This window comes from Exilibacterium tricleocarpae (genome assembly GCF_007004655.1).
Classification (GTDB): Bacteria; Pseudomonadota; Gammaproteobacteria; order Pseudomonadales; family Cellvibrionaceae; genus Exilibacterium; species Exilibacterium tricleocarpae.
In genome coordinates this window covers 181,095-202,679 of the sequence record NZ_ML660094.1, presented here as the reverse complement: position 1 = coordinate 202,679, position 21,585 = coordinate 181,095, and the positions used below count along the sequence as shown (strand labels likewise).

The following is a 21,585-nucleotide window of genomic DNA, read 5'->3' as shown; positions in this document are numbered from 1 at the left end:
GATCGGCGTCAATACCTCAACGGCTGAGGCCACTAACATCATTTTGACTTGATTAGTTCACTTTCCAGGGGGTTAGCATGAAGCGCAAATGTATACCGGCGCTGGTTTGCTGTTGCTTGTTAGCAGCCGGGTGTGCCACCAACCAGGGCCCGAACGAGCAGGCCGGTATGATTATCGGCGGTATTATGGGTGGACTGATCGGCCAGGGAGTGGGCGAAGGTCGCGGCCAGACGGCGGCTACCATAGTCGGCACCCTGATCGGCACCTCCATCGGCGGTGCTATCGGCCGCTCGATGGATGATACCGACCGCCTCAAGGTCGGCCATTCGCTGGAGACGGTAAGAACCGGTGTGCCGAGTACCTGGCGCAATCCCGATACCCAAAGCCAGTATACGGTAACGCCCACGCGAACTTACGAGCAGAGTGGGGGGCCCTGCCGTGAGTATAGTCTTGAGGCGGTTATCGGCGGGGAAAATGAGCAGCTCTACGGTACCGCCTGTCGCCAACCCGATGGGAGCTGGAAAATTGTCAACTAGGCGTGTCTAACCGCAAACGCCCCCGATACGGGTGGTGGCCCGGTATGACGGCACTTTGCAATTAACCGCTGCAGACCACTACAATCCGCTAAAACATCTCGAGACAAACCCTATGCCCAGCGAAACCGAGTTAAGTACCAGAAAAACACAACTCGTCGGCCGGCGCGACGAATTGCTGGAGCGCCTGAACGCGATCAAAAAGGACTACGGCCGGGGGCTGGAAGCCGACCTCGAAGAACAGGCGCTGCAGTTGGAAAACTCTGAAGTCCTAACGGAGATTTCCCGTGTTACCGCCGAAGAACTCAGCAAGGTCGAGCAGGCTATCGAACGCCTTGACGAGGCTATACGGCGCCGGCATACCGCCTGAACAGAGGTGGCGACGCCTCGACCCACTCAGTAGTACGATATCAATAGCCGGTAGCCCAAGGGCGGGTGGACTGCGGGACGGAGACGGCCGTCCAGCGCACGTATGTTATGCTCTGGGCGTAGCCATCGCGTCCGCCTCTGATCAAGTAACTGGTCCGGTCTCCAGCGTCACTCGCGTAGTTAATCGCCATTGCTGCCAAAATTGCAAATCGCTTGGTGCCCCAAAGCCAAGGCGTGGGGAGGAAGCAATTGTGGGTGCTTTCACGCCCGTATACGAAAGTCGGGCCGTTGCCATCATTCTCCGTGGCGCCAGCACGGTCAACGAGCGCGGTGCCTAACAGGGTTCGGGCTGGCTGGGCCGCCTGATATTCTGAGACAAAATCGAAATCCGCTGCTTCCTTGCAACCCTCGAACAAAGCCGTGCTGCCATCCATAAACCTCGCGTTGTATGTCATTTGTCATTGGCACCTAAGAATAGTGGGCCGGCCGGGATTCGAAAATTGTGCATGGCTATGAGAAAATCTCAGTAATTTACGCTTAAACGTTGGAAAATGTACCGAAAACTGTTGCCTGGATATAGATAAATGCGCTTACTGCTAATCGAAGATGATAACCTCCTGGGTGAGTCCGTGATGAAGGGGCTGAGGCAGGAGGGGTATGCCGTGGACTGGGTGAAGTCAGCAAAGGAGGCCAGGGCCACGCTTTTCGTCACCGAGTATAAAGCCATTTTATTAGATCTGGTCCTTCCGGATGCTTTTGGGTTGGACTTGCTGGAAGAGCTCAGGGGGACGGGTAACAAAACACCAATTTTAGTTGTTACAGCTCGTGATGCTATCAGTGACCGAGTAAAAGGCCTTGACCGCGGAGCCGATGACTACATTATTAAACCCTTTGATATTGAAGAGCTATTTGCCCGATTGCGATCTCTGGAGCGCAGACTGGGTGATCGCGCGGCCTCAGTATTGACCTTTGCAGATATTTCTCTTGATCCTGCCAGTCATCAGGTTATGAAGGATGGGGTTTCCATTGAACTTCCCCAGAAAGAGTTTATGATTTTGCAACTGCTAATGGAGAACTCCGGAAGATTTGTTTCCAAGACAAAAATTGTCGAGTCGATTTATAGTTGGGACGAAGAGGTGGGTAGTAATACGGTGGAAGTCTATATCTCCGCCCTCAGGAAAAAGTTTGGCAAAGATAAAATAAAAATGCTGCGCAATATCGGCTATCGCCTGGAGAATAGGTCGTAGTGAATTCGATTCGTCAGCGCTTATATGTCTATTTGACGGTCTCGCTGTTTCTAGTCTGGCTGGTTCTGTTGGTGAGCGCCATTGTCGTTAGCAGGCATTTTGTTATTCAACAGTTTGATGCTCGTTTGAAGGAGACTTCCGGTCAGGTACGGATATTAAGCCGAGAAATTATCGATGTTCTTCAGTATACAAGATTTGGTGGGCCTGACGATATTACCCATGAGTTGGTTAATCCGACACCGATGCAGATCTACAGACATGGGATATTGGTGATACAAAGCAGGGGGGCTCCAAGTTTTCCTTTTCCTGCCGGCACTGGCTTCAAGGATGTCGTTATCGATGGTGAGCAATGGCGGGCGCTCTATGAATATGATAGTGACTATGACACCTGGGTTATAAACGGGCAGCGCTTGTCAGAGCTGCATGAGCCGCTTTACACCTTTGTCTTTGAAATTATTTGGCCGATTTTTGTCGCGCTACCTGTTGTTTTCTTATGTATCTATGTCTCTGTGAGGTCCGGTACGGCGCTGTTTAAAAATGTTACACAGGAAATACAAAGTCGAGCCCATGATAAGCTGGATTTAATCGCGACAGACACAGTACCGCTGGAAATCAAGCCATTAATAGTTGCCCTGAACGACTTGCTGGTGAGGCTGGATTCGGCGCTGACCAGCGAACGGCGTTTTACCGACAATGCCGCACACGAATTAAGGACACCGTTGGCAGCCCTGAAGACCGAGGTTCAGGTAGCGAGGCGCGGGGCCAGGAGTGAGGAAACTGTTGAGATGCTTGACAGGATATTGGTCAGGGTGAAATCCGCGGCACATCTGGTTACTCAGTTGCTTGACCTGTCACGAGTCAACCCCAATGCGGTTGAAAGCCGGTTTCACAGGACCAACCTGCAGCACATTGTTATAGATGTCTTGTCCGAGATGGCTGACTGCGCCTTGGATCGGAATATTGATCTCAGCATAGGTGATGATGGACATCACTTCATCGTTGGTCAAGACGGGTTACTCAGTGTATTGGTGAGGAACCTTGTGGATAACGCTATTAAGTACACACCTAGCGGCGGGCGTGTATCAGTTCAGGTGGCGGATTGCGATGATGGGGTTGCACTGGTTGTCGCCGATTCCGGGCCAGGGATTTCAGATGAGGTCCGCGAGAGCATTTACGACCCATTTTTTCGCGGGCCGAAAACGCAAGTTGCGGGCTCTGGCTTGGGTATGTCGATTGTGAAACGTATTGCTGATCTCCATAAGGCGACTGTTACGCTCACAAACCTGAAATCCTCTGAAGGGTTTGAAGTGCGCATTATTTTCTGAAAAGTGCTTGCTGGCAGCTTAAGATGACCCGCCAAAGTGCATAAGTGAATCGCTATTGTCTTGTGTATTGCAAACTTGTTCGTTTCCGATGCTACCGCCTTGCATCGATTTTATTCTTCGCTCCCTGGCGGCTATCGATTAAAGCCACCGATTTTAATAGCGCTCTTACTCGCAAAAGGGTTGAAACTCGTTTTCCTCGTTAGAATCATCTAGCGAGGGTTGCTCGTTATTCTATTTCGTTATATTTGCGAGCCTGGACCTAAGGTTGACTTCAGTTTCGATCTATATAGTACAGGCTTGGTTTCCACTCCTGGCGATATCTCTCTTGGTCTTTGATAGGTGATAAACAAAAATATAATCATCCTGAGGGCAGATGCAATGAGCATTTCGACATATAAAAAAAATGGTTTGTGTATGGCGTTGTTGTCAGTAATGACACAAGGGGCCTACAGTGACGGTGAAGAACTGGCGTTGGAGGAGGTTGTTGTCACTGCTGAGCGGCGCAGCGAAAATATTCAGGATATTCCTGCATCAGTATCAGCCATCACTGGAGATGCCGCAGAGAGGCTGGGTATTAAAGATGTTAACGATCTGCAAAACTTTATCCCGGGGCTGACTATCAAGAGTCAGTCTAAAGGCAATACGGCATTCAATATTCGTGGCGTTGGGGAGACCAACGATGATATTAGTGTAGAGTCAGGCGTCGGGGTTTTTATTGATGATATTTACCTGCCCCGTATGGCAGCTTCTGGTGGCGCGCTGTTTGATCTTGAGCGTATTGAGGTTTTGCGCGGACCCCAGGGGACTCTTTACGGGCGAAATACCGCCGGCGGCTCCATTAATTTTATTACCAAAAAGCCAAGCGATTATTTCGAGGGAAAAGTTTCTGCTGAACTTGGAGACCGCAACATTCACAATGTTAAAGCCTATATTTCCGGTCCGCTGGTTGATGACAAGCTTTCGGGTAAATTTTCATTCGTATCGGAAGATGCCGACGGCTATATGAAAAATGTCAAGAGCGGGCAGAAAGGCAACGGTGAGCATGTGCGTGCCGGGCGGGTGGGCTTGAGATACTCGGTCAATAAGGCTATTGAGATCAGCTTTACCGCCGATGCCGAAGTTCAGGATGGTGACCCCACCATGATGAATGTCGGTCCCGAAGGGGGCTACATGACTCAAACACATGAACTCCTGGCAATGTTCGGTGTGCTGGATGGTTCGGGTGAGCCCGCAACGCGGTTCTACGAATCCAATATTGACAATGATGGCAAAGAACAAGTGGAGAACTGGGGGTTGATGTTGCGTGCGGATGTAATACACGACGACTTTGACGCCGCTTATATTTTTGGCTATCGGGGTTCGGAGTTGGATCTGGATGCCGATCGTGATCAGGCGCCAATAAGTTTGTTTAATGAAAGCCACCAGGAAGATTCAGAATGGGGGAGTTTCGAGGTTCGTTTCTCTTCAACGCCGGAAGGTGGTCTGTCGTTGGGCGGAAAGCTGGAGTGGACGGCCGGCCTTTACTATTTTATTGAAGACGGCGCACGCGACGTAAGGTTCTATGGTGATGATGTTGCCGCCCTGCTGACGGGTGGGGCTGTTGACATGCGCCATTCGTTGGGGTGGGACCAGGAAATCGAGACTGAAGCCTACGCTGCTTTTGGTCAGGTGACAGTCAGTTTGACCGATGCTGCTCGAGTAACATCAGGTTTGCGCTGGACAGAAGAAGAAAAAACCTTGGGTTTGTCTAACAGCCTGGCGTTTTTTGAACCGGGAGACACCCCGGTCATCGAGGAGCTTTACGATATACAGGCGACTGAAAGATGGGATGATGTAACGCTTAAGTTTGGCTTTGAGTATGATCTAAACGATGAAACCTTGTTGTTTGCCCAGTATAGCGAAGGTTTTAAGAGTGGCGGCTTTAACGGCACCAGCGCGTCAGCGGCACTTGCGCGCACAGCTTTTGAGCCGGAGGATGTTGCCAATACTGAAGTTGGTATTAAAACCACCCTTGCGTCTCGCCTGCAGCTAAACTTTTCTATCTTCGATATGGACTATGAAAACCTGCAAACTACCATTGTAACGTCGGGCGGAGCTCCCATGGTCTTTAATGCAACTGCTGATATTCGAGGCGCGGAGCTTGAGATTGTTGCCTTGCTTATTAAAAACCTGACACTGGGTGTCAGTGCGGGCTATATCGACTCTGAATATACGGAGTTTGAAAGTAATCCCGATAACGAAGGCCGGCGGGTTAACGGTGTTCCGGAGTGGAAGTACAGTGTTTCAGCGGATTACGTGATGCCTGTTTCAGGCGGTCGGTTTGGGGTACATGCCGATTATTCCTGGGAGGGTGAAACGTCGAGTGTACCGGGTGCTCAGGGTCTGAAGCCTATTGCCAATTTAGAAGACTGGGATGTTGCCAATATTAGTGTTAACTACCAGCCAGACAGTGGACGCTGGGAGATTGAAGCCTGGGTTCGAAACGTAGCGGATTCGAAGTACTGGCTGTCCAACGGAAGCAGCCGAGGCGATTCGTCGCCAGAGAATTCTCTTGTCAGATACGCAGCGGCGCCCAGGACATCCGGATTGACGTTTACCTATTTTCTGGGTATGTAACCCGGAGAAACTAGCTGTAGGTTTAGGGAATTACGCACTTGAAAGCCTGCAGTCCATTATTTCATGCTTATCCTGTCCATAGAGAGTACGCCGGTTATTTGTCGGCGTTGCTCTGCTCTTTGCAAACGGGTATTGCCAGTACGTCAAAAGAAATTTCAGACTATGCCAATAGGGAGACTGTGAATGAAGTTATTAACCAAGTCGAGATTTTCATTAAACCGTTTGAAGGCGCTGATCGGTATTTTGGCAACGATATTGTCATTCGGTAGTGCCAGTGAGGTCATTGCGGTTCAGTCGGCAGCGACTTCACCGGCAACCTCTGCGGAAGCTGCGCCTGAGGCCTACGGTGATAACTGGTGGCGTTCGGTGCGCAAAGGCATGTGGGAATGGGAGGGTGCTGATTGGGATGTAGTTAAAGGTGCGCTGGAAAAGATTGAAAATGCCACGGGGAAGCGGCGATATGGCGATAAATTCGACACCATTATTGAGTATGGCCCGGGTCATTGGGTTTACGAATGGAGTAATATTGGCAACGAAGCCTATAAAGCCGGACTTGAATACGAGCGTAAAGGCAATATCGTTGCAGCTCGAAAGTCGTTTCTGCAAGCGTCGACCTATTACACACAAGCCAGCTACCCTCATTTGAGAGACAAATATGCCAGAGCAGCGCTGGCAAAGGCATTTGAAATGTATAGCCTGGCCGGCCGGTATTTTGCGGTTCCCATGGAAGTGTGGCATTTAGAGGTGGATGGTGCGAGTTTTAAGGCCTTTGTGCATTTTCCAACCAGGCATCACTCCAAAACTATGCCGGTTATTTTAAAAACGGGAGGCATGGATGTATTGAGTACCGAATTTTATCCTCTTTCAGAAACAATCAACGCTACCGGCACGGCGATGATAGCCTATGATTCTCCCGGTACCGGTAACGATGGTGTCGTCGATGTGAATTACGACAAGCATCATGTTGCTGTTCTCAAACGAGTGCTTGGCGACAAGCGTTTTGACAACAAACGTATTGGCGTGTGGTCAGAAAGCCTGGCAGGTCTTACCACAGTGAGGTTAGCGTTGGGTAAACATCGTGGCGATGTTGCTGCCGTGGTCAATAGCTGTGGCCCTATGCATACCCTTTATGCTCTCAAGCTGGCTGGTGGTATTCCGCCGCAATATGAACTCCACGATATGATAGAGGCGTATAATAACAGGCGATTATCAAAAAGAGAGATTGATGAGTTTAATCGATCAATGCTAACGCCAAGTTTGCAAGCATTATTGCAGGATTTCCAGGGCGAAACCTATATTGACCGTGTCCGTGCCACACCGGGCGATCTGTTAAACCTGCTTTCCAAAAGCTTGCCGATCTCCCTTGTCGAGCAGGGCCTGCTCGGGAAAAAAAATGTGACTAATACACCCATTCTGACTATTAATACCCATGCAGATCCATTGGTGCCACACGGGGAGAGTCAGTTGGTTACGGATGCTTCAGTCCAGGGTAAGCTGATGATCTATGACAATTATGAGGGGCACTGTGTTTCCAGGGCTGAAATTCCAATGATTATGGAGTGGCTGTCCTATCATCTGAGGCTGCTTACCGATGTCCCGGGGTTACTAGACTAAAACATCCGCGTGTTTGGTTAAGTGCTTAGTTATACCCCCACGGTGCCGGTGGTGGCTTAACGGGATTGGTTAGATCAAAATCCACCCTAAATTCGCGGCCCTGCCGTATCAGCCTGTAAGTAAACTGCTCCGGGTAGATATACATTTGCCATGTGTTGCCGTTGGATTGTGGAATAGCATTTTCCACAAACAGTTCTTTTGAATATTGATCGGCGGGGAAAGACTGTACTTGCGCCCAACCAGCATCAATGGTATGGCCGCCATACAGAGTGAGGGTATCTTCTGTGCCATCTTTGCGTCTGTGATCGTGTTTAAGTGACAAGCCCGATCCCGTTTTAGTAATTAGCCAGGTGCGCGAGGCATCATCTCCAACATGAAAAGGGACTTGCAGCTGTTTTTGGTCACATCGTCTAACGTGCATAATGAGTTTTTTATCGGCAAAGCTATCATCGTTATGGTTATCCAGCGTTACGGTGCCGGAAAAGGCTTTACCGCAGAGTTTGCTGATTGCACTGAAAAAAGCATCGTGTGTTGGGATTGATGAAACTGTTGTGTTGGCAAAAGCGGCTGGTAAACAAAAACAGGAAAGCATAATAAGGTACGGTAATTTCATTGATGATAACCCCATATTCAGATGTCGATTAAAGTAGGGTAAGGATACCCTATATCGATCCAGACTCACACCGCAGCAAGAAGGGCAGATCGTTCGCTCCGGACACTGCAGAGTGAGAGATCTTAAAAAAGCAAAAGTCGGGATGCCGCATCACTTCTTGGCAAACGAAGGGTGCAAACACTAACCTATGGAGACACTACTGTGAATTAAATGCATCCCTTTAGTGTGGCGCAAGGAGTGTGAAGTGTTTTATTCGCGCAAAAAAAGTTCTGCCACTTCTTTTTTTGCTGAAACAACATAGGTAATAAGCAGATTTGTCTGATTAATATCCGTTAGATAATCAACGTCCTTATGCATTTCTCTAATTAGATTAAAGTCGTCAGTATTAAGGTTATACGACCACAATTGATTGTTGCGATTAATTGCGTAAATTATATTATCTTTGATAACAAATCTTTTTTCACTCCCCTGGACGACCAGCTTTTCAATGAGTTGATCTTCTGCGGGACCAGGCTGCCAGAATCGGTTCATACGGTCCATGTAAATTAGTCGACCGTCGTCGCTTTTTTGCGCCCAGTTAATCTGTTTTTCGTTGATGACCGTAACTTCCAAACGATTTAAATTAACTTCTGCGAACTTCGTTATCCCTTTAATTTTCATAGATAATAACGCGTTGTTATTTTCACTATCCCACTGAAATAGCCGGGTAACAGGATGCGCTAATAAAAAGTCTCTTTTGCCGCCATCCAGAAAAACCTGAGTGAGTTTTTTGTTAGCGTTTACCAGAATGCTTTGACCGTCGGCCGCCCAGTCCATTCCATAAATAGTGGTATCCATCTGAAACTGGGTGAGTTGCCGTAAATCCCGGCCATCGGCTACCCATACCTGGTCCTCACCAGAGCGTTCAGAGCTAAATCCGATCAAATTGCCATTGGGCTGGAAAACGCCATTGTCCTCTCCCAAAACCGACCGCGTTGTGCTTGGATAGATTTCACTGACGTCTGCCTCTACCAGCGCGCTGATTAGTTCAGGCTGACTCAGTGGAATCGATGCGATATCACTATCGTACCGACCCTTAATCAAGAGCGCCCTTTGCCCGTGCGGATGAAAATTTGGCGAGCCGACAGGTTGGTCCAGGGGTAAGTCGATCTTGTTGACTTTGCCGTCATAAGACAGAGAGAAGAGTCGTCGACCTGTGCTGAAGATTAACCGCCTTTCTAATGGGGAAAAATTAGGGTAAATATTCATGTGTTCCGGTATTTCATCTGGGTAATCTACCGGGTGACTGGACAAAATTTGCCTGCCATGATTAAGCAGATCCAAATAAAGTCGACCGTCCTGGCGATTGCTGGTTATGGCGATTAAACCTTCGCTATTCGAGTAATCAAAGTCGACTAAATTTCCATCATCCAACTCGTAAAGGACGTGACTCGTATTATCACTGATTGAATAATTGATCAACTGCCAACGATTGGACAACTTTTGCAAAATGGCGAGGTTATTGTCGTTTAACCATACGGGATTTCTAATTTCGGAGTTTTTACAGCGCATTAAAACGGTTGGCGACTGTGGGCTCTCTATAGCCTTTTGGAAATCCAAACTCACCAGATCGTAACACACGTTCTGGGTTACTGGTTTGGTGCAATCCTCCGCTGAAATAAATACGAGTGCCTTGCCGTCGGGCGATAATGTATGGCGTCCGTAAGTGCCCCAGTCCGCGGTTAATTGAATTTCTTTTTGGGTGTGTATATTCCTGGCCCAGATTTTATTGACACAGAGTTTATCTAAATAGCGATGAAACAGAATGTATTGCCCGTCGGGCGAGTAAGCGGCGTTAAATTCTTTATGGTCGGTCGCGGTTATCGACTGTAACCTGTCAAAGACGAGCTGCGAACTCTGCTTGGGCGCATTAAATTTGAACCCAACAAAACCCAAAAATGCGAATCCTATAATAGCAATGATTAGATGTCTGCTTGGTTTACGAACCTTGGGCTGATGATCCGGTTTCTCAGGTTTTTCGTTTACTTGGGGTTCAGCGGAAGCAGAAGAGGCGACCTCTCCATATGGCGCTGATCCACCTTTGGCGTCCGAGTCACCTTGCCAGACAATATCGCATTCCAGGCTATAACCCTGTTTGGCGTGAGTTTTAATATATGATTGTAATTTTCGATCTCCGCCCAGCGCTTTTCTGAGTTGCGCGATACTTCTCTGCAGCGTGTTTGGCGTGACTATCGTATCGGGCCAGACTCCGGCGAGTAACTCGTCGTGGCTCACGACTTTTCGTTGGTGTTTCGCCAGATATGTTAAAACGGCGAGGGCTTTTGGGGGAATCGTTTGAGATTGCCCGTTTCGGGTGACTTGATTCCTGGACAAGTCGACGAAAAAGTCACCCACCCAATACTGTAAAGCCATCGATGTGCTTACCTGGACGAAATTTGATGCTGGAAAGTGAGATCAAAACCTGAAGCCGATACTAGCATAAACTCTGATTACAGCTAAAGCTGAATTTGTAACTACTTGATAACTAAGCGTTAAATGGCGTCAGCACAACGTCATCTAAAAGTCAGATGGACGTCAGGTATTTTAAAGCCAGTTTATTTATATTGAGCGCTTCTCGGATCATATGTAACGGTATGAACATCGACATGAAAAAGCGTTTACTAGTCGTCTTTCTCTTTCTGCTACCTTTAACAACCCTTAAGGCAGGCGAGCAGAAGTCCCTGGAATTGCCCCGAATCCAGGTAGTACCCATTCAGGATCCCAACACCGGTAGAGAATATGAGCTGTTGATTAAATTACCCGGGGGCTATGATAAAAGTGGCGACAAAAAGCACCCGGTTATTTATTTTACCGACGCCATGTGGCACGTTGAAATACTCTCCGCAACTGTAGAATATGTGATCGAAGACGCCATTTTAGTCGGTATCACCTGGCAGAAAAACTTAGCAGCGGCAAAACATGAATGGTCGAGCAGAGGTCGGGACCTGGTGCCGGCGCTGGGCAAAGATAGCAAAGGTGAGGCCCATAAGTATCTCACATTTCTCCGAAGTGAGGTCATCAAGTATATCGAAAGCAGTTACCGCGCGAACCCAGATAACCGCACTTATTTCGGCTACTCGGTCGGTGGGCTTTTTGGCGCCTATACCTTGCTTAGCCAACCGGATACATTTAAAAATTACATTATCGGTAGTCCATGGTTTGGTCCTTATCTAACTTCACTGTTTGAACCCGGTTCTCATAAAGTCTCAAAAGACCTGCTAAAGCAGACGAATGTTTTTATTTCTCACGGCGCCTTAGAAGAGAAGCTGAGCGACAAGGTAGCGATATTCGTCAGTCAACTAAAAAGCCGTAAAATTGCCAATTTATCCCTGGAGTCAGCGGTCATTGAATCAGCTGACCATACTACGGCTTTTCCAAAAACATCGGTTCGCAGCATCTACTGGCTGGCGGACCGACTCAAACCCTAATCGGCATTATTCATGCGATATTAAACGGTCTTTTGACATTAAATTTTAGAAAATTGAGTTTAGGATAGATGATGATTACAAGTTTAAAAATTATGAATCTAATCGCTGTCAGCTTACTCAGTAGCATAAGCTATTTCGCCGGAGCAGATGACAACCTGGCACCGGAAATAAACGGGCTCGATAGTAATAGTGATTTTCCCAGCCTGGATAAAACCATATCGCCACTTGAAAAAGCTTTTATCGACGCGGCGCCGGCTGATAGAAAAGATGGCATTTCTGTCGGTGAACTCGGTGCCGAAAAGGATACTGTTAATAAGCTGGCCCTGGAGATTGCCGATAATCAGCACGACCCTTATGACAGTCTGCTAATAGCCCAAAACAATAAGCTCGTGTTTGAGTCCTACTATTCGCACGGTCGTGTCAATTTGCCTCACTATCAAGCGTCGGCGACAAAAGCCTACACGGCTTTAGCGGTAGGGCGGGCGATACAGTTGGGTTACCTGACTATGGCGGATTTAGACAAACCTGTGGTCACATTTTTCAAAGAATTGGATAGAAAGCAATTGGTCGAAGGTGCGAACCGTATCACGCTTCATCATTTGATGAGTATGCGCTCTGGTGTTCGTATCGAAAGAGGTAAGCTCAGAGCTTTATTGAAAAACCCTGAACAGTTAAGAGGGCAAAAGCTGGTTCAAACTTATTTGACTCATAGCAAGCCGATTTCTTCTGATTCTCAAACCTACTTGTACCAGGCCTCCGACCCAAGCATTGTAATGCTGGTTCTGGATGCTGTAGTTCCCGGTTCCGCTGGTGATTTTATCAAAAATGAGTTGCTCGACAAAATGGCGATCAAGATTTATCACTGGACGAATAGCGTCAGTGGTGTGCCCGAAACGGCGTCTGGAGCCATGATGACTTCGCGCGATATGGTCAAGTGGGGGAGCTTGGTAATCAACAAGGGTAAATGGAATGACCAGCAATTGATCCCGAAAGAATTTATCGATAAGGCGACCAGCAAAGTCGCGCAGCCCGTTGACGATGATTTCGATTTCTCCAATTTCGCTTACGGATATTTTTTCTGGCGAACCGATATGAAGGTCGACGATAAAAAGTATGTGGTAAAGCTTGCCTGGGGCGGTGGTGGTCAGTATGTGATATCGATCGAAGATCTGAATTTGGTTATTGCTATTACTGCTCGCGCGCGAGGCATAGACGATAAGACTTTAGAGCTGATCGAAGAACGCGTGCTACCGGTTTTCGCTTCATCAACTTAAAAACGTGTAATTTGTGAAAATCACTTTTTTATATTTGATATTCGCTTCGGAGACTTAGGATGGTCCGATTTTTACGCATTCACTTGGCGGCCCATGTCTGGATGCTGACGGCTGTCCGAAGACCAACGAGTAAACCTCACCCCCAGGCCGAGCGGGATATGTGCCGTTTCGCCGAGCAGCTTGAAAATATTGCACTGATGAACAAACAGGGCCGTGAAGACTCAGAAAGAGCCCGGCGGGAAACAGCCCAAGCCAAGAATCGCATTCGCACAGGCAATCGATAATAACGGCTTAAGCAAAAGGAACTTGTATGTCTAAGCCGCTTTTCTTTCTGGTAGCTGGTCCCAATGGTGCCGGGAAAAGTACTTTCACCTCAGGCTATCGACGCCACCATCCCTTTCTTACTGTTGTTGAACCCGACGCCATTGCTAAAGAGTTAACCGGAAGCAGTGCCACAATTAATCGTGTTGCAGGGTATCGCAATGGGCTGTTGCATAAAAAGGCCCAATCTATTCCCCCGTGGCTAAGTCGTTTATTGCATATTTAATTGTCTGGTTCTGACGTTATTAGTTTCTTTAAATTTATTTCCCTCAACAGTGCAAAGGGTGGGGCCTGAGTGCGGCAAATTTTGGGCGCGTGAATGACAGGAATTTAGAGCCGTTTGGCCGGCAAAACGGGCTCACCGAAGCCGCCTAAAATTAGCGGTTAGGAAAAAACTGGACAGGAATTAGCTAAAACCAGCTAACTAATTTGTAAGCCTCCCGCTTTTAGGTGTAAGAGTCGCGGTCTAATCAGACAATCTCTGCAAGGTCACATCCCAGCTAATACATATTATACCGAGATAAACGGATTGACACATTTGGCACCCGTACCCTTCACATGATCAATATTGCGTGTCACCAAGGTTAAATCATACTGTAACGCCGTTGCCGCAATCAGTTTATCAATAGCATTGGTATCATCGGTTGCCGCCAATACCTCTCCCCAGATGATCGATGTATCAACATCTACCGACAATAAAGAATCAACAAAATCTGTTATTAACCGCTCTTGCCATTGCCTTAGTTTGTCGGCTTGTTGATGGTCATTGTAGCGAGCGAGTTTGGCAATGCCCTTGTTAATTTCACCAATGGTCAAAGCGGACAAATACAGTGTAGACTTTTCCTTTTTAGCCTTTTTCATAAAAGTCACAACGCCAGTGTCGGGCTGGCGTTTAGCAAGCTGTGATATCACATTGGTATCCAATAAATACACGATCACTTATCCATAGGGCGGGCGGAGCTGCCGGACCGTTCAAACAAATGATCCACATCGGCTTCCAGTTTTGGAATATCCATTATGGCGTCAACCAGTGAGCGTTTCTTGGGGCCTGCGGAAATCACAGCCCTCAAAATGTCCTTGATCTCGGCCTCACGAGTGCGGCCATGCTCTATCGCTCTTACCTTTAATGCCTTATCCAGGGCCTCATCAATATCACGGATTAGAATATCAGTCATAAGCACCTCTCTACATTGATAACGGATGATATCATGGATATCTAAAATATCTATGATATCTCGCTATTTAAAGGACACCGAAATTAGCTCGTTGGCTTTCTCTACCAACAATTGGGCCACATCGTAGAAAGGTTTTTCAGCACCTATGCGAAATACACCAAGTCCGAAGACGACAATTTAGAACTCGTCAAAATAGACGCTTTAAAAAAACTGGACAAAAACTGGACAGGAATTAGGTAAAAACACCTAACCTATTGATTTTAAATAAGAATAATGGCGAACCGGACGGGACTCGAATCCAGATTTGGGTGTTTTGTGGTGAAGCATGGTGTAGATATAGTATTGATTTTAAAGGATTTTTTCTGTTTATCATCTCCTACACATCACATCGATTCACACTAAATGCGGCAAAAAGTGTGGCAAGACTCCTAAGCTCTAGTCAACTCAAATAGGTGCATTTACTCTCATTATGATATTAATGTAGGTACGTACCTACAAAAATTTGCTGCTCGCCTACTTTTGTAGTAACGTGCCTACAATCGGAGTCTGATAGGAGGTTTACCATGACTATTACCACCCTCACCAGTCGAGAATTCAACCAGGATGTAAGCAAGGCCAAGCGAGAAGCATTGAATGGGCCTGTATTTATCACTGACCGTGGCCAACCAGCACATGTATTACTCAGCATCGAGGAATATCAAAAAATCTCTGATAAGGAGACAAGTATCGTTGATTTACTGGCCATGCCGGATGCCGCCGAGATTGAGTTTGAAGCCCCCAAACTAGGGAAAGAACTCTATCGACCAGCAGACCTTTCATAATGTACTTGCTCGATACCAATGTTGTTTCCGAACTGAGGAAAGCCAAATCAGGCAAAATCGATAAAAATGTCTTGGCCTGGGCAGATAAGGTTGCAACATCAAGCCTCTTCTTGTCTGTTATAAGCATTATGGAGCTTGAAACCGGTGTTCTGTTGATTGAACGCCGAGACCCTACGCAGGGCGCCGTATTACGCTCCTGGCTTAATACCCATGTATTGCCCGCTTTTTCAGAGCGCATACTGCCTGTGGACACGGCTGTTGCACAATGCTGCGCCAGGCTCCATGTGCCTGACCCTCGTTCAGATCGAGATGCATTGATTGCCGCAACGGCATTGGTTCATGGCATAACGGTTGTTACTCGGAATGTTGATGATTTTGTGGCGACTAAAGTGGAGTTGTTGAATCCGTGGGTAGTAGGCTGACGTTCGCTTTCGGCCAATTTCGGACATTATTTTTTTCAAAAGGTTATCAACCTAGTCAAAACTATTAGATTCTTTAAACGGAATTATGGACTGACCTAGGTTTCATAGGCACTTCCCGGGTCACTTCATTCGCCTTCCGCCTACCAAGGACAGTGATGCATCTCCCAACTTTATACATTTCATTCGATGAATGCCTCATGATCAATTCCGCCACCCGCAGCCATCAATGAAGACAACACCTTTTGCACATCAGGATCATTAGATTGACGAAGGCTCTCCACTAGATGTTTTTGTTTTCGAAGCCGCTCTGGATTAACAGCCGTCGATTCCAACAATAAGTCGAATGTCGGAGGCACCCACAACTGAACATCAGCTTTCGTGCTGGCTCTCAAATAATTATTCAATCCCACATAATCATAATCAGGACACCAAAAAACTTTCGGCGCTCGCTTTCGGAATCCAAGCCAATCAATCAACCGTGAATCTGCCATACCGTGATAAGCAATGACTGAGGTAACTTCCTCGGGCAATGGAAACCGCTGACAATTCCATAGGCAGAAGTCATTCTCTACAAAGGCAATTGTCTCATCACTGTACCAATCATCACTCGGCTCTATCACTATTGAAGCTATGCCTGTTTTATCGCAAATGTCAGACACCGACACACTGACGTCAGAATCCAAACGCCTCCACACGCAATCCCCTCTGGATCGTACCAATATGGCAAACTGTTTCTGCCTCCCCCCTTTATGGGCGTCGCCAAATAACTTCGCAGCACTGGCATGATCAAGTTCTTCCGGAGAATCTGGCGTAGCTGCCATCAACTCCAATAGTTCCGGTTCCCGATTGACCACAATGCGCTTGCCTTCAACGCGAAGGATGCTGTTGTCCAACAGTACGTCAATTTCCGCTTTCGCAGACTTGGACAAGCTACTCTTCAATACAAACCCTTCATCAAGAAGTTTGTTGAGAGACCTTATCGTCGCAGCACTGAAACGAAATTTAGCCATGACCGCCAGTCGCCTGTTCTTTTCGCTCCATCGCCCACCAGTGCTCAGGTTTTACAACGAGCGAAGCCGCTTTACCATTGCCTGATTCTGCCTGCGACAAATCAATGGCATAGCTGGCCAAATCGACCGGATTTACGGAGGTGAGCAGAGGAACAAATCCCAGAGAGCGACTGCTTTCAATCAAGGCCCGGCCATTTTCCGGGTCCAAGTCGGCAGCTTCATCAATCGTATAAGGTAAGCTGATGTCATTTCTTCCCTTACTTGAGCTGACCATGTGCGTCATTAAAAACATCATAGTCAGTATTTTTAGCGGCAGTCGAGTCCCGGTAGAGCCCACTTTATCGAGGGTCTCGTGAACATGGGTATTGCCGTCTTTATTGACCGTATGAAAACCCACTTCAAACAAATCTTCTAGTCGGATATCGCCTTCATCACTGTTACTGACGGCCCGATGTATTAATTTAATAGCAGCCTCGATACTATCCTCATCCACACTCACCCCTTCAAAATTCAGATTACCCGTCGCTCCACTTTCTAAAGCGCCGCTGGCCTCAACAATGGCTTTTAGCGAATTAACGATCTTTTCATTGGGTTTAATTAAAATCTTGAACTCTTTGAGATTGGATATTTTCTTGCCACGCAACACACGGTTCAACTTATTGATCTCATCATCCAGCCTATCGTAATCTTGAAGATAGCCTTGATAGTGAGCGCCGATGGTGTAATAGCCTGCAAGCCTCTGGTTCCGTACATTGGTCTCCATTTCCTCTATCGCATCCCAAACCTGCAATAGATGGTTATAGCCCTCAATGTTACTTTCAAAGCTTCTTTCCGACCGGTAGCCACGATTTTGAATCTGCATATAAAGGCTTTCACAATCTCTAACCAGGTTTCTGTAGCTACTAAAGAGCTGAATGTAACGCCTCATATTTGAAAGGAGGTTATCGTCGGGGGAATAATTGGAAATTGGCACACCCTCCGGCCAGTCCGCCAGAGGTATGTGGATTTGCCGCTCAAGGTCAGTCAGCTCGGATAGCTGTCGATTAAGCTCTTGCGCCTGTGCAATATCCTCAGCGTGATCCGTACTGATCTGATTAATCTCTGTTGTCAGGCCATCAATCAGGATGCCGAGCTCTCTTTTTTCCTCTTCAAGTAGCGACAATTTCTCCGTATCGTCCTTTGCTTTATTCTCATCGCCTTCCACCTTTCGCCATAAATTCAAATCTTCAGTGATTTCTTTGCAGCGTTGTTTAGCCTTCTGGTGTTCTCCTTTGACCTCTTCCAAATCTTCCAGAGTACTGATCAAATCCTCGTAGTGTTTAACTTCCTTAAGTAGTTCAATCTTCTTGCCTTCCAACTGCTGTTGATCAAACGCGCTCAGGTCTTTTCCTGCGGGCAACGCGTTCAAATCAAGCTCGAAGTTATTGTATTTGAGCAAACCGTTATCGATGAGCTCAACGACGGGGTCCAGCACGTCGAATAGATCTGCGCTATCTTCCATTCTTATCGGCTCATTGCCACCAAGCGATCCGACTTTTAAGGTAAAAATCTCATTGCCAAATAGCTTGCCAATATCCGCTTTTGCCTCATCCTGCCAATGCTTGCTGATAAAGGTATAAAGCACAGGATCACCATCAATAAGCGCTTGAATGCCGTCAAGCTTTCGTCTAACTGATTCAAGGTTCTCTCGTACAGAGGCCAAGGTATAGTTGCCACTGGTTTTCACCATCGCGGCCAGTGAATCCCGGTGACCTTCAGCGGACTCTAGTTCTGAAAGAATATGGCCAGTGGATGTCCATAGCGTCGATTCCTTTTCTTCTACTTCTCTCTTATGTTGATCTAACCATACATTCAATCTGCTGATTTCAGAGACATGCTGTTCAACCTTTTTCCTATACCCATTCACCTGCTTCTGAAGATGTCCTTGGTGCTCATGCACATTTTTAATTTTTTCGTTTAATTTAGACGCTCGGTCTTCTAAGTCAATGCGTACTGTTGCGGTATTTGCCTCAATATAGAGGTAGAGATAATGGAGCTCCCACACCGCGGCATCACCCTCTGCAATTTTTTCAGATAACAACCGTATATCATCTCCTGAATCCCTCAGGGCATTCAGTTGTATCAGCTGTTTATCATAGTCAGAAAAGGCTTGTGCCCTTAGCTCCTCAAATTGCTTTTCATTGTGGACACTTAGAGCCAGGCTAAAAACCTGCAAAAGGCCATGTTTTATATCAGACGCTTTTATTTGTTTTTGAGTAATCACTGACAGCCACAGCCGCTGGAATACCTTAAACCGCTCAAGACTGCCTACCGGAACTAGCCCCAAATTTAGCTGTTTTTCATTGTCAGCGCCGCACAGGGCTCTTGCGACATCAGATGATTTTAATGAACTAATGGTAACACCATTCTTAACCAGCATATTTCGCTTGAAGTCAGCGTAATTGGCTATAGACTTGTCCTCGTTGAGATAATGCGCAATGTCTAACGGTGCTTGATAAGTAAAATGCTCAAACTTGTACAGTTGAGCAGGCCCCAATCCGGCAGCGCCCAACACACAGGTGCCCGTTGGCGTATTGATTTCAACCAGAATAAAACTGCTGGTCGATGGGAAGTAGAATTTACGGCTTTCCTCAATCGTGTATTCTTCGAACTGCGCGCCTTTTAAATCAGGAACAAGCAAAAACTGTAGCGCATTAATCCCTGTCGACTTACCAAAGTTGTTGGGGCCACAGAACGAAACGGCGGCATCCAGTGGGATATGGCCTTCTAAATAGGTGCCTGAGTTAATCAATATCAGTCGGGTTAATCCAAACTTGATACTGATGCTTTGACTATTACTCACCCCTCAACCTCCATGCCACCAGACTGTTCTCCCGAAGCCGACCAACTTTCCACTGAGCGTAAAAAACGCTCAACTGGGGATAAGAACCGAATATTGTCCCCATCCTCAATACAGAAGCCTTTATCCTTCAACCAATTGATACTTTTTCTTAAGGCACTCGTATCAGGTATCTCTGCATCACGATAAAGATCTTGGTGGTAGGTTTGTGCAGCCGTAAAAGAGGCCCAGGCAATAGGCTGCTCTCTGAGTGTATAGGCGGGGTCAATATTTTGATCTTCCAAATAAGAAAATAAAGTATAGATCACCAACGCCGCTTTCTTGGTGGCACTCAGCAAGGCAGCGCTGCGCTCCTCTGTGTTATTGAAATAAAAGAAGCCGGATGAATCATGCACTAATTCATAGCCGAGCAGGGTAAACAATTGCTGATAAGACGCTTCCCTTTTCTGCAACTCTCGATACAGCAATGCGCCACCCTCGCCTAAGCTCGTGATATGCACTCCGTTTCTCAACTTTTGGTAGATGTCTTTGGCATTGGGTAGCATCGAATCCATACTCGAAGGGAATAAGCTACCGCCGAAATCATCCGCTTCGCGTTCTAGTGAGTATTCGTTATCGTCCATCACAGCCTCTTATTCTTGATTACTATTTCCCTGACAGCTCGCGGCGCGGCATATCGATTCTATGGGTCAATGTTTCATAACGTTTTCTTTCCTTCATCGCAGAGGCCAACTGTGGCTCCATACTGGTTAATCTGAGAAAGATTTGCAGCATATAAGCTGTCGAAATATCGGGATAATTATCCAATAGCCATTGGAAAGTATCGTTGATAGGCACACGCCCCTTAAGCTGATTGAGCACATCAGGGTATAAGGTGGGTGCTCCGCGCTCACCTTCTTGAACATCCGGCAAATACGTTTTCTCAGGAGAGTATTGCGCCAAACCTGCTATATAAGCATCAATTTCCGTATCGCCATCGGTTAATGCGGGTGAGTAACGCTTCGAAACATCCGGTATCGGAAAATTATCGGCGTATTTAAAGCGCGTGTTGGCCAGGTAGGTTAAGGCATCCGAAATACTTCGCGATAGCCGTGTTGCTTTTCGGTACGCTTCTCGCAAGGGTGCTAGTTTTATTTGCGAGCGGTGAATGCTTGATGACATTTCTGCTCTTAAGTCTAGTATTCGGAAAATTACCTGTTCCATAGTCTCCCGCTGAGTGACTAGCATAAGCTGGCCATCACGCCGATAACTGCGCAATTTATTTTCCAGCTCTGTCAGCGTGCGGCTAAAAATGCCTTGAGGCTCGATCATTTCCAGCATCGGAATGATGTACTGCTCCCACAGGTCATTGGCCTCTTTATAACGTTGTTTTACCGTAAAACTGGGCGGATAACTTTTCGACTTTTCAACTGCCCTGAGAATCGCCTTTTCGTTCACAGACGACTGATTCTGAAGATTGGATAAACGCAAATCCATCTGCTCAAGGTATTGATCCGAATTCAGCTTGTCGTTTCGAGCAATTGCATCGGACAACTGGGCGATCAAACTGGAAAGCTGTTCCACCTCGATTCGGATATTACCTGATAAGCCAATCGACTCTTGCTCAGCCATCTCATTGAGGAAACGACTCACTCGCCTATCGAGCTGAAACGAACCTTCTACACGGGGTGCTTCACGAATCACCTTGGCTTGCAGGAGATCAGCTTTGGCTTTAAATATATCGCCCGTCGCATTGTTCTTCAGTACACGGGTGGCTATGCGATTAAATTCATCCCCAGTAAATACTCTGTGCACCTGCTCTTCACGAATGGTCTCTATCAGAACGATATACCGATTCAGTGTTGTTATGATCTGGTGAATGTATTTCATAATACGAACAATCCTTATCGATGACGTGCTATCGCGATAAGTGTCATCGTAGAATTAGCTTAGGCACTTT

20 protein-coding genes are annotated in these 21,585 nt (G+C 47.0%); 12 read left to right on the top strand and 8 right to left on the bottom strand.

The features are described 5' to 3' along the window. Positions 1-77: 77 nt before the first annotated feature. The 6 genes from FKG94_RS13975 to FKG94_RS13950 all read left to right on the top strand — a co-directional run bounded on the left by FKG94_RS13975 (position 78) and on the right by FKG94_RS13950 (position 7,704). The gene (locus FKG94_RS13975) at positions 78-536 is read left to right on the top strand and encodes an RT0821/Lpp0805 family surface protein (RefSeq protein ID WP_142904954.1); all 459 of its coding nucleotides are present in this window, start codon (positions 78-80) and stop codon (positions 534-536) included. Between the two features lie 112 nt (positions 537-648). Beyond that, positions 649-903, top strand: coding sequence for a hypothetical protein (locus FKG94_RS13970; protein WP_142904953.1), 255 nt, complete (start codon positions 649-651; stop codon positions 901-903). 583 nt (positions 904-1,486) lie between these two features. Continuing rightward, positions 1,487-2,149 (top strand): response regulator, encoded by a 663-nt coding sequence (locus FKG94_RS13965; protein ID WP_142904952.1) that lies wholly within the window; start codon positions 1,487-1,489, stop codon positions 2,147-2,149. Further along, positions 2,149-3,474 (top strand): ATP-binding protein, encoded by a 1,326-nt coding sequence (locus FKG94_RS13960; RefSeq protein ID WP_142904951.1) that lies wholly within the window; start codon positions 2,149-2,151, stop codon positions 3,472-3,474. Before FKG94_RS13965 ends, FKG94_RS13960 begins: the two co-directional genes overlap by 1 nt. 378 nt (positions 3,475-3,852) lie before the next feature. After that, positions 3,853-6,090, top strand: coding sequence for a TonB-dependent receptor (locus tag FKG94_RS13955; RefSeq protein WP_142904950.1), 2,238 nt, complete (start codon positions 3,853-3,855; stop codon positions 6,088-6,090). A 183-nt stretch (positions 6,091-6,273) separates the two neighbouring features. Continuing rightward, entirely contained in the window at positions 6,274-7,704 is a 1,431-nt protein-coding gene (locus FKG94_RS13950) for an alpha/beta hydrolase (RefSeq protein WP_142904949.1), read from the top strand. A 25-nt stretch (positions 7,705-7,729) separates the two neighbouring features. On the opposite strand, the gene FKG94_RS13945 is transcribed toward FKG94_RS13950, so the two are convergent. Both FKG94_RS13945 and FKG94_RS13940 read right to left on the bottom strand, forming a co-directional pair. Continuing rightward, on the bottom strand, positions 7,730-8,317 hold the full coding sequence (locus FKG94_RS13945) for a hypothetical protein (RefSeq protein WP_179957648.1): 588 nt from the start codon (positions 8,315-8,317) through the stop codon (positions 7,730-7,732). Between the two features lie 249 nt (positions 8,318-8,566). Next, complete coding sequence (locus FKG94_RS13940) at positions 8,567-10,729, bottom strand: winged helix-turn-helix domain-containing protein (RefSeq protein WP_142904948.1); 2,163 nt, start codon at positions 10,727-10,729, stop codon at positions 8,567-8,569. Between the two features lie 221 nt (positions 10,730-10,950). On the opposite strand from FKG94_RS13940, the gene FKG94_RS13935 reads away from it, so the two are divergent. The 4 genes from FKG94_RS13935 to FKG94_RS13920 all read left to right on the top strand — a co-directional run bounded on the left by FKG94_RS13935 (position 10,951) and on the right by FKG94_RS13920 (position 13,605). After that, a complete protein-coding gene (locus FKG94_RS13935) occupies positions 10,951-11,784 on the top strand; it encodes an alpha/beta hydrolase (RefSeq protein WP_218943527.1) in 834 nt (277 codons plus the stop codon). A 71-nt stretch (positions 11,785-11,855) separates the two neighbouring features. Continuing rightward, entirely contained in the window at positions 11,856-13,058 is a 1,203-nt protein-coding gene (locus FKG94_RS13930) for a serine hydrolase domain-containing protein (protein ID WP_142905068.1), read from the top strand. Positions 13,059-13,117: 59 nt separating this feature from the next. Continuing rightward, positions 13,118-13,342 carry a hypothetical protein gene (locus FKG94_RS13925; protein WP_142904947.1) on the top strand — a complete coding sequence of 75 codons (225 nt, stop codon included), beginning with the start codon at positions 13,118-13,120 and terminating at the stop codon, positions 13,340-13,342. Positions 13,343-13,368: 26 nt separating this feature from the next. Beyond that, complete coding sequence (locus FKG94_RS13920; RefSeq protein ID WP_142904946.1) at positions 13,369-13,605, top strand: hypothetical protein; 237 nt, start codon at positions 13,369-13,371, stop codon at positions 13,603-13,605. A 284-nt stretch (positions 13,606-13,889) separates the two neighbouring features. On the opposite strand, the gene FKG94_RS13915 is transcribed toward FKG94_RS13920, so the two are convergent. Further along, positions 13,890-14,312: a type II toxin-antitoxin system VapC family toxin gene (locus FKG94_RS13915; RefSeq protein WP_179957647.1), complete on the bottom strand. Its 423-nt coding sequence runs from the start codon at positions 14,310-14,312 to the stop codon at positions 13,890-13,892. Positions 14,313-14,314: 2 nt separating this feature from the next. After that, positions 14,315-14,554 carry a FitA-like ribbon-helix-helix domain-containing protein gene (locus tag FKG94_RS13910; RefSeq protein WP_142904944.1) on the bottom strand — a complete coding sequence of 80 codons (240 nt, stop codon included), beginning with the start codon at positions 14,552-14,554 and terminating at the stop codon, positions 14,315-14,317. A gap of 563 nt (positions 14,555-15,117) precedes the next feature. Here FKG94_RS13910 and FKG94_RS13905 point away from each other — a divergent pair. Next, entirely contained in the window at positions 15,118-15,375 is a 258-nt protein-coding gene (locus tag FKG94_RS13905) for a type II toxin-antitoxin system Phd/YefM family antitoxin (RefSeq protein ID WP_142904943.1), read from the top strand. Continuing rightward, positions 15,375-15,797: a type II toxin-antitoxin system VapC family toxin gene (locus tag FKG94_RS13900; protein WP_142904942.1), complete on the top strand. Its 423-nt coding sequence runs from the start codon at positions 15,375-15,377 to the stop codon at positions 15,795-15,797. The genes FKG94_RS13905 and FKG94_RS13900 overlap by 1 nt, the downstream gene beginning before the upstream one ends. 179 nt (positions 15,798-15,976) lie before the next feature. On the opposite strand, the gene FKG94_RS13895 is transcribed toward FKG94_RS13900, so the two are convergent. From FKG94_RS13895 to FKG94_RS13880, 4 genes are read right to left on the bottom strand one after another with little or no spacing between them, the layout of a single operon-like run. Then, complete coding sequence (locus FKG94_RS13895) at positions 15,977-16,807, bottom strand: hypothetical protein (protein ID WP_142904941.1); 831 nt, start codon at positions 16,805-16,807, stop codon at positions 15,977-15,979. Then, entirely contained in the window at positions 16,800-19,649 is a 2,850-nt protein-coding gene (locus FKG94_RS13890) for a hypothetical protein (protein WP_142904940.1), read from the bottom strand. Before FKG94_RS13890 ends, FKG94_RS13895 begins: the two co-directional genes overlap by 8 nt. Continuing rightward, positions 19,646-20,269, bottom strand: coding sequence for a condensin complex protein MksE (locus FKG94_RS13885; protein WP_142904939.1), 624 nt, complete (start codon positions 20,267-20,269; stop codon positions 19,646-19,648). Before FKG94_RS13885 ends, FKG94_RS13890 begins: the two co-directional genes overlap by 4 nt. Positions 20,270-20,291: 22 nt before the next feature. Then, complete coding sequence (locus FKG94_RS13880; RefSeq protein ID WP_142904938.1) at positions 20,292-21,515, bottom strand: hypothetical protein; 1,224 nt, start codon at positions 21,513-21,515, stop codon at positions 20,292-20,294. Positions 21,516-21,585 lie beyond the last annotated feature (70 nt).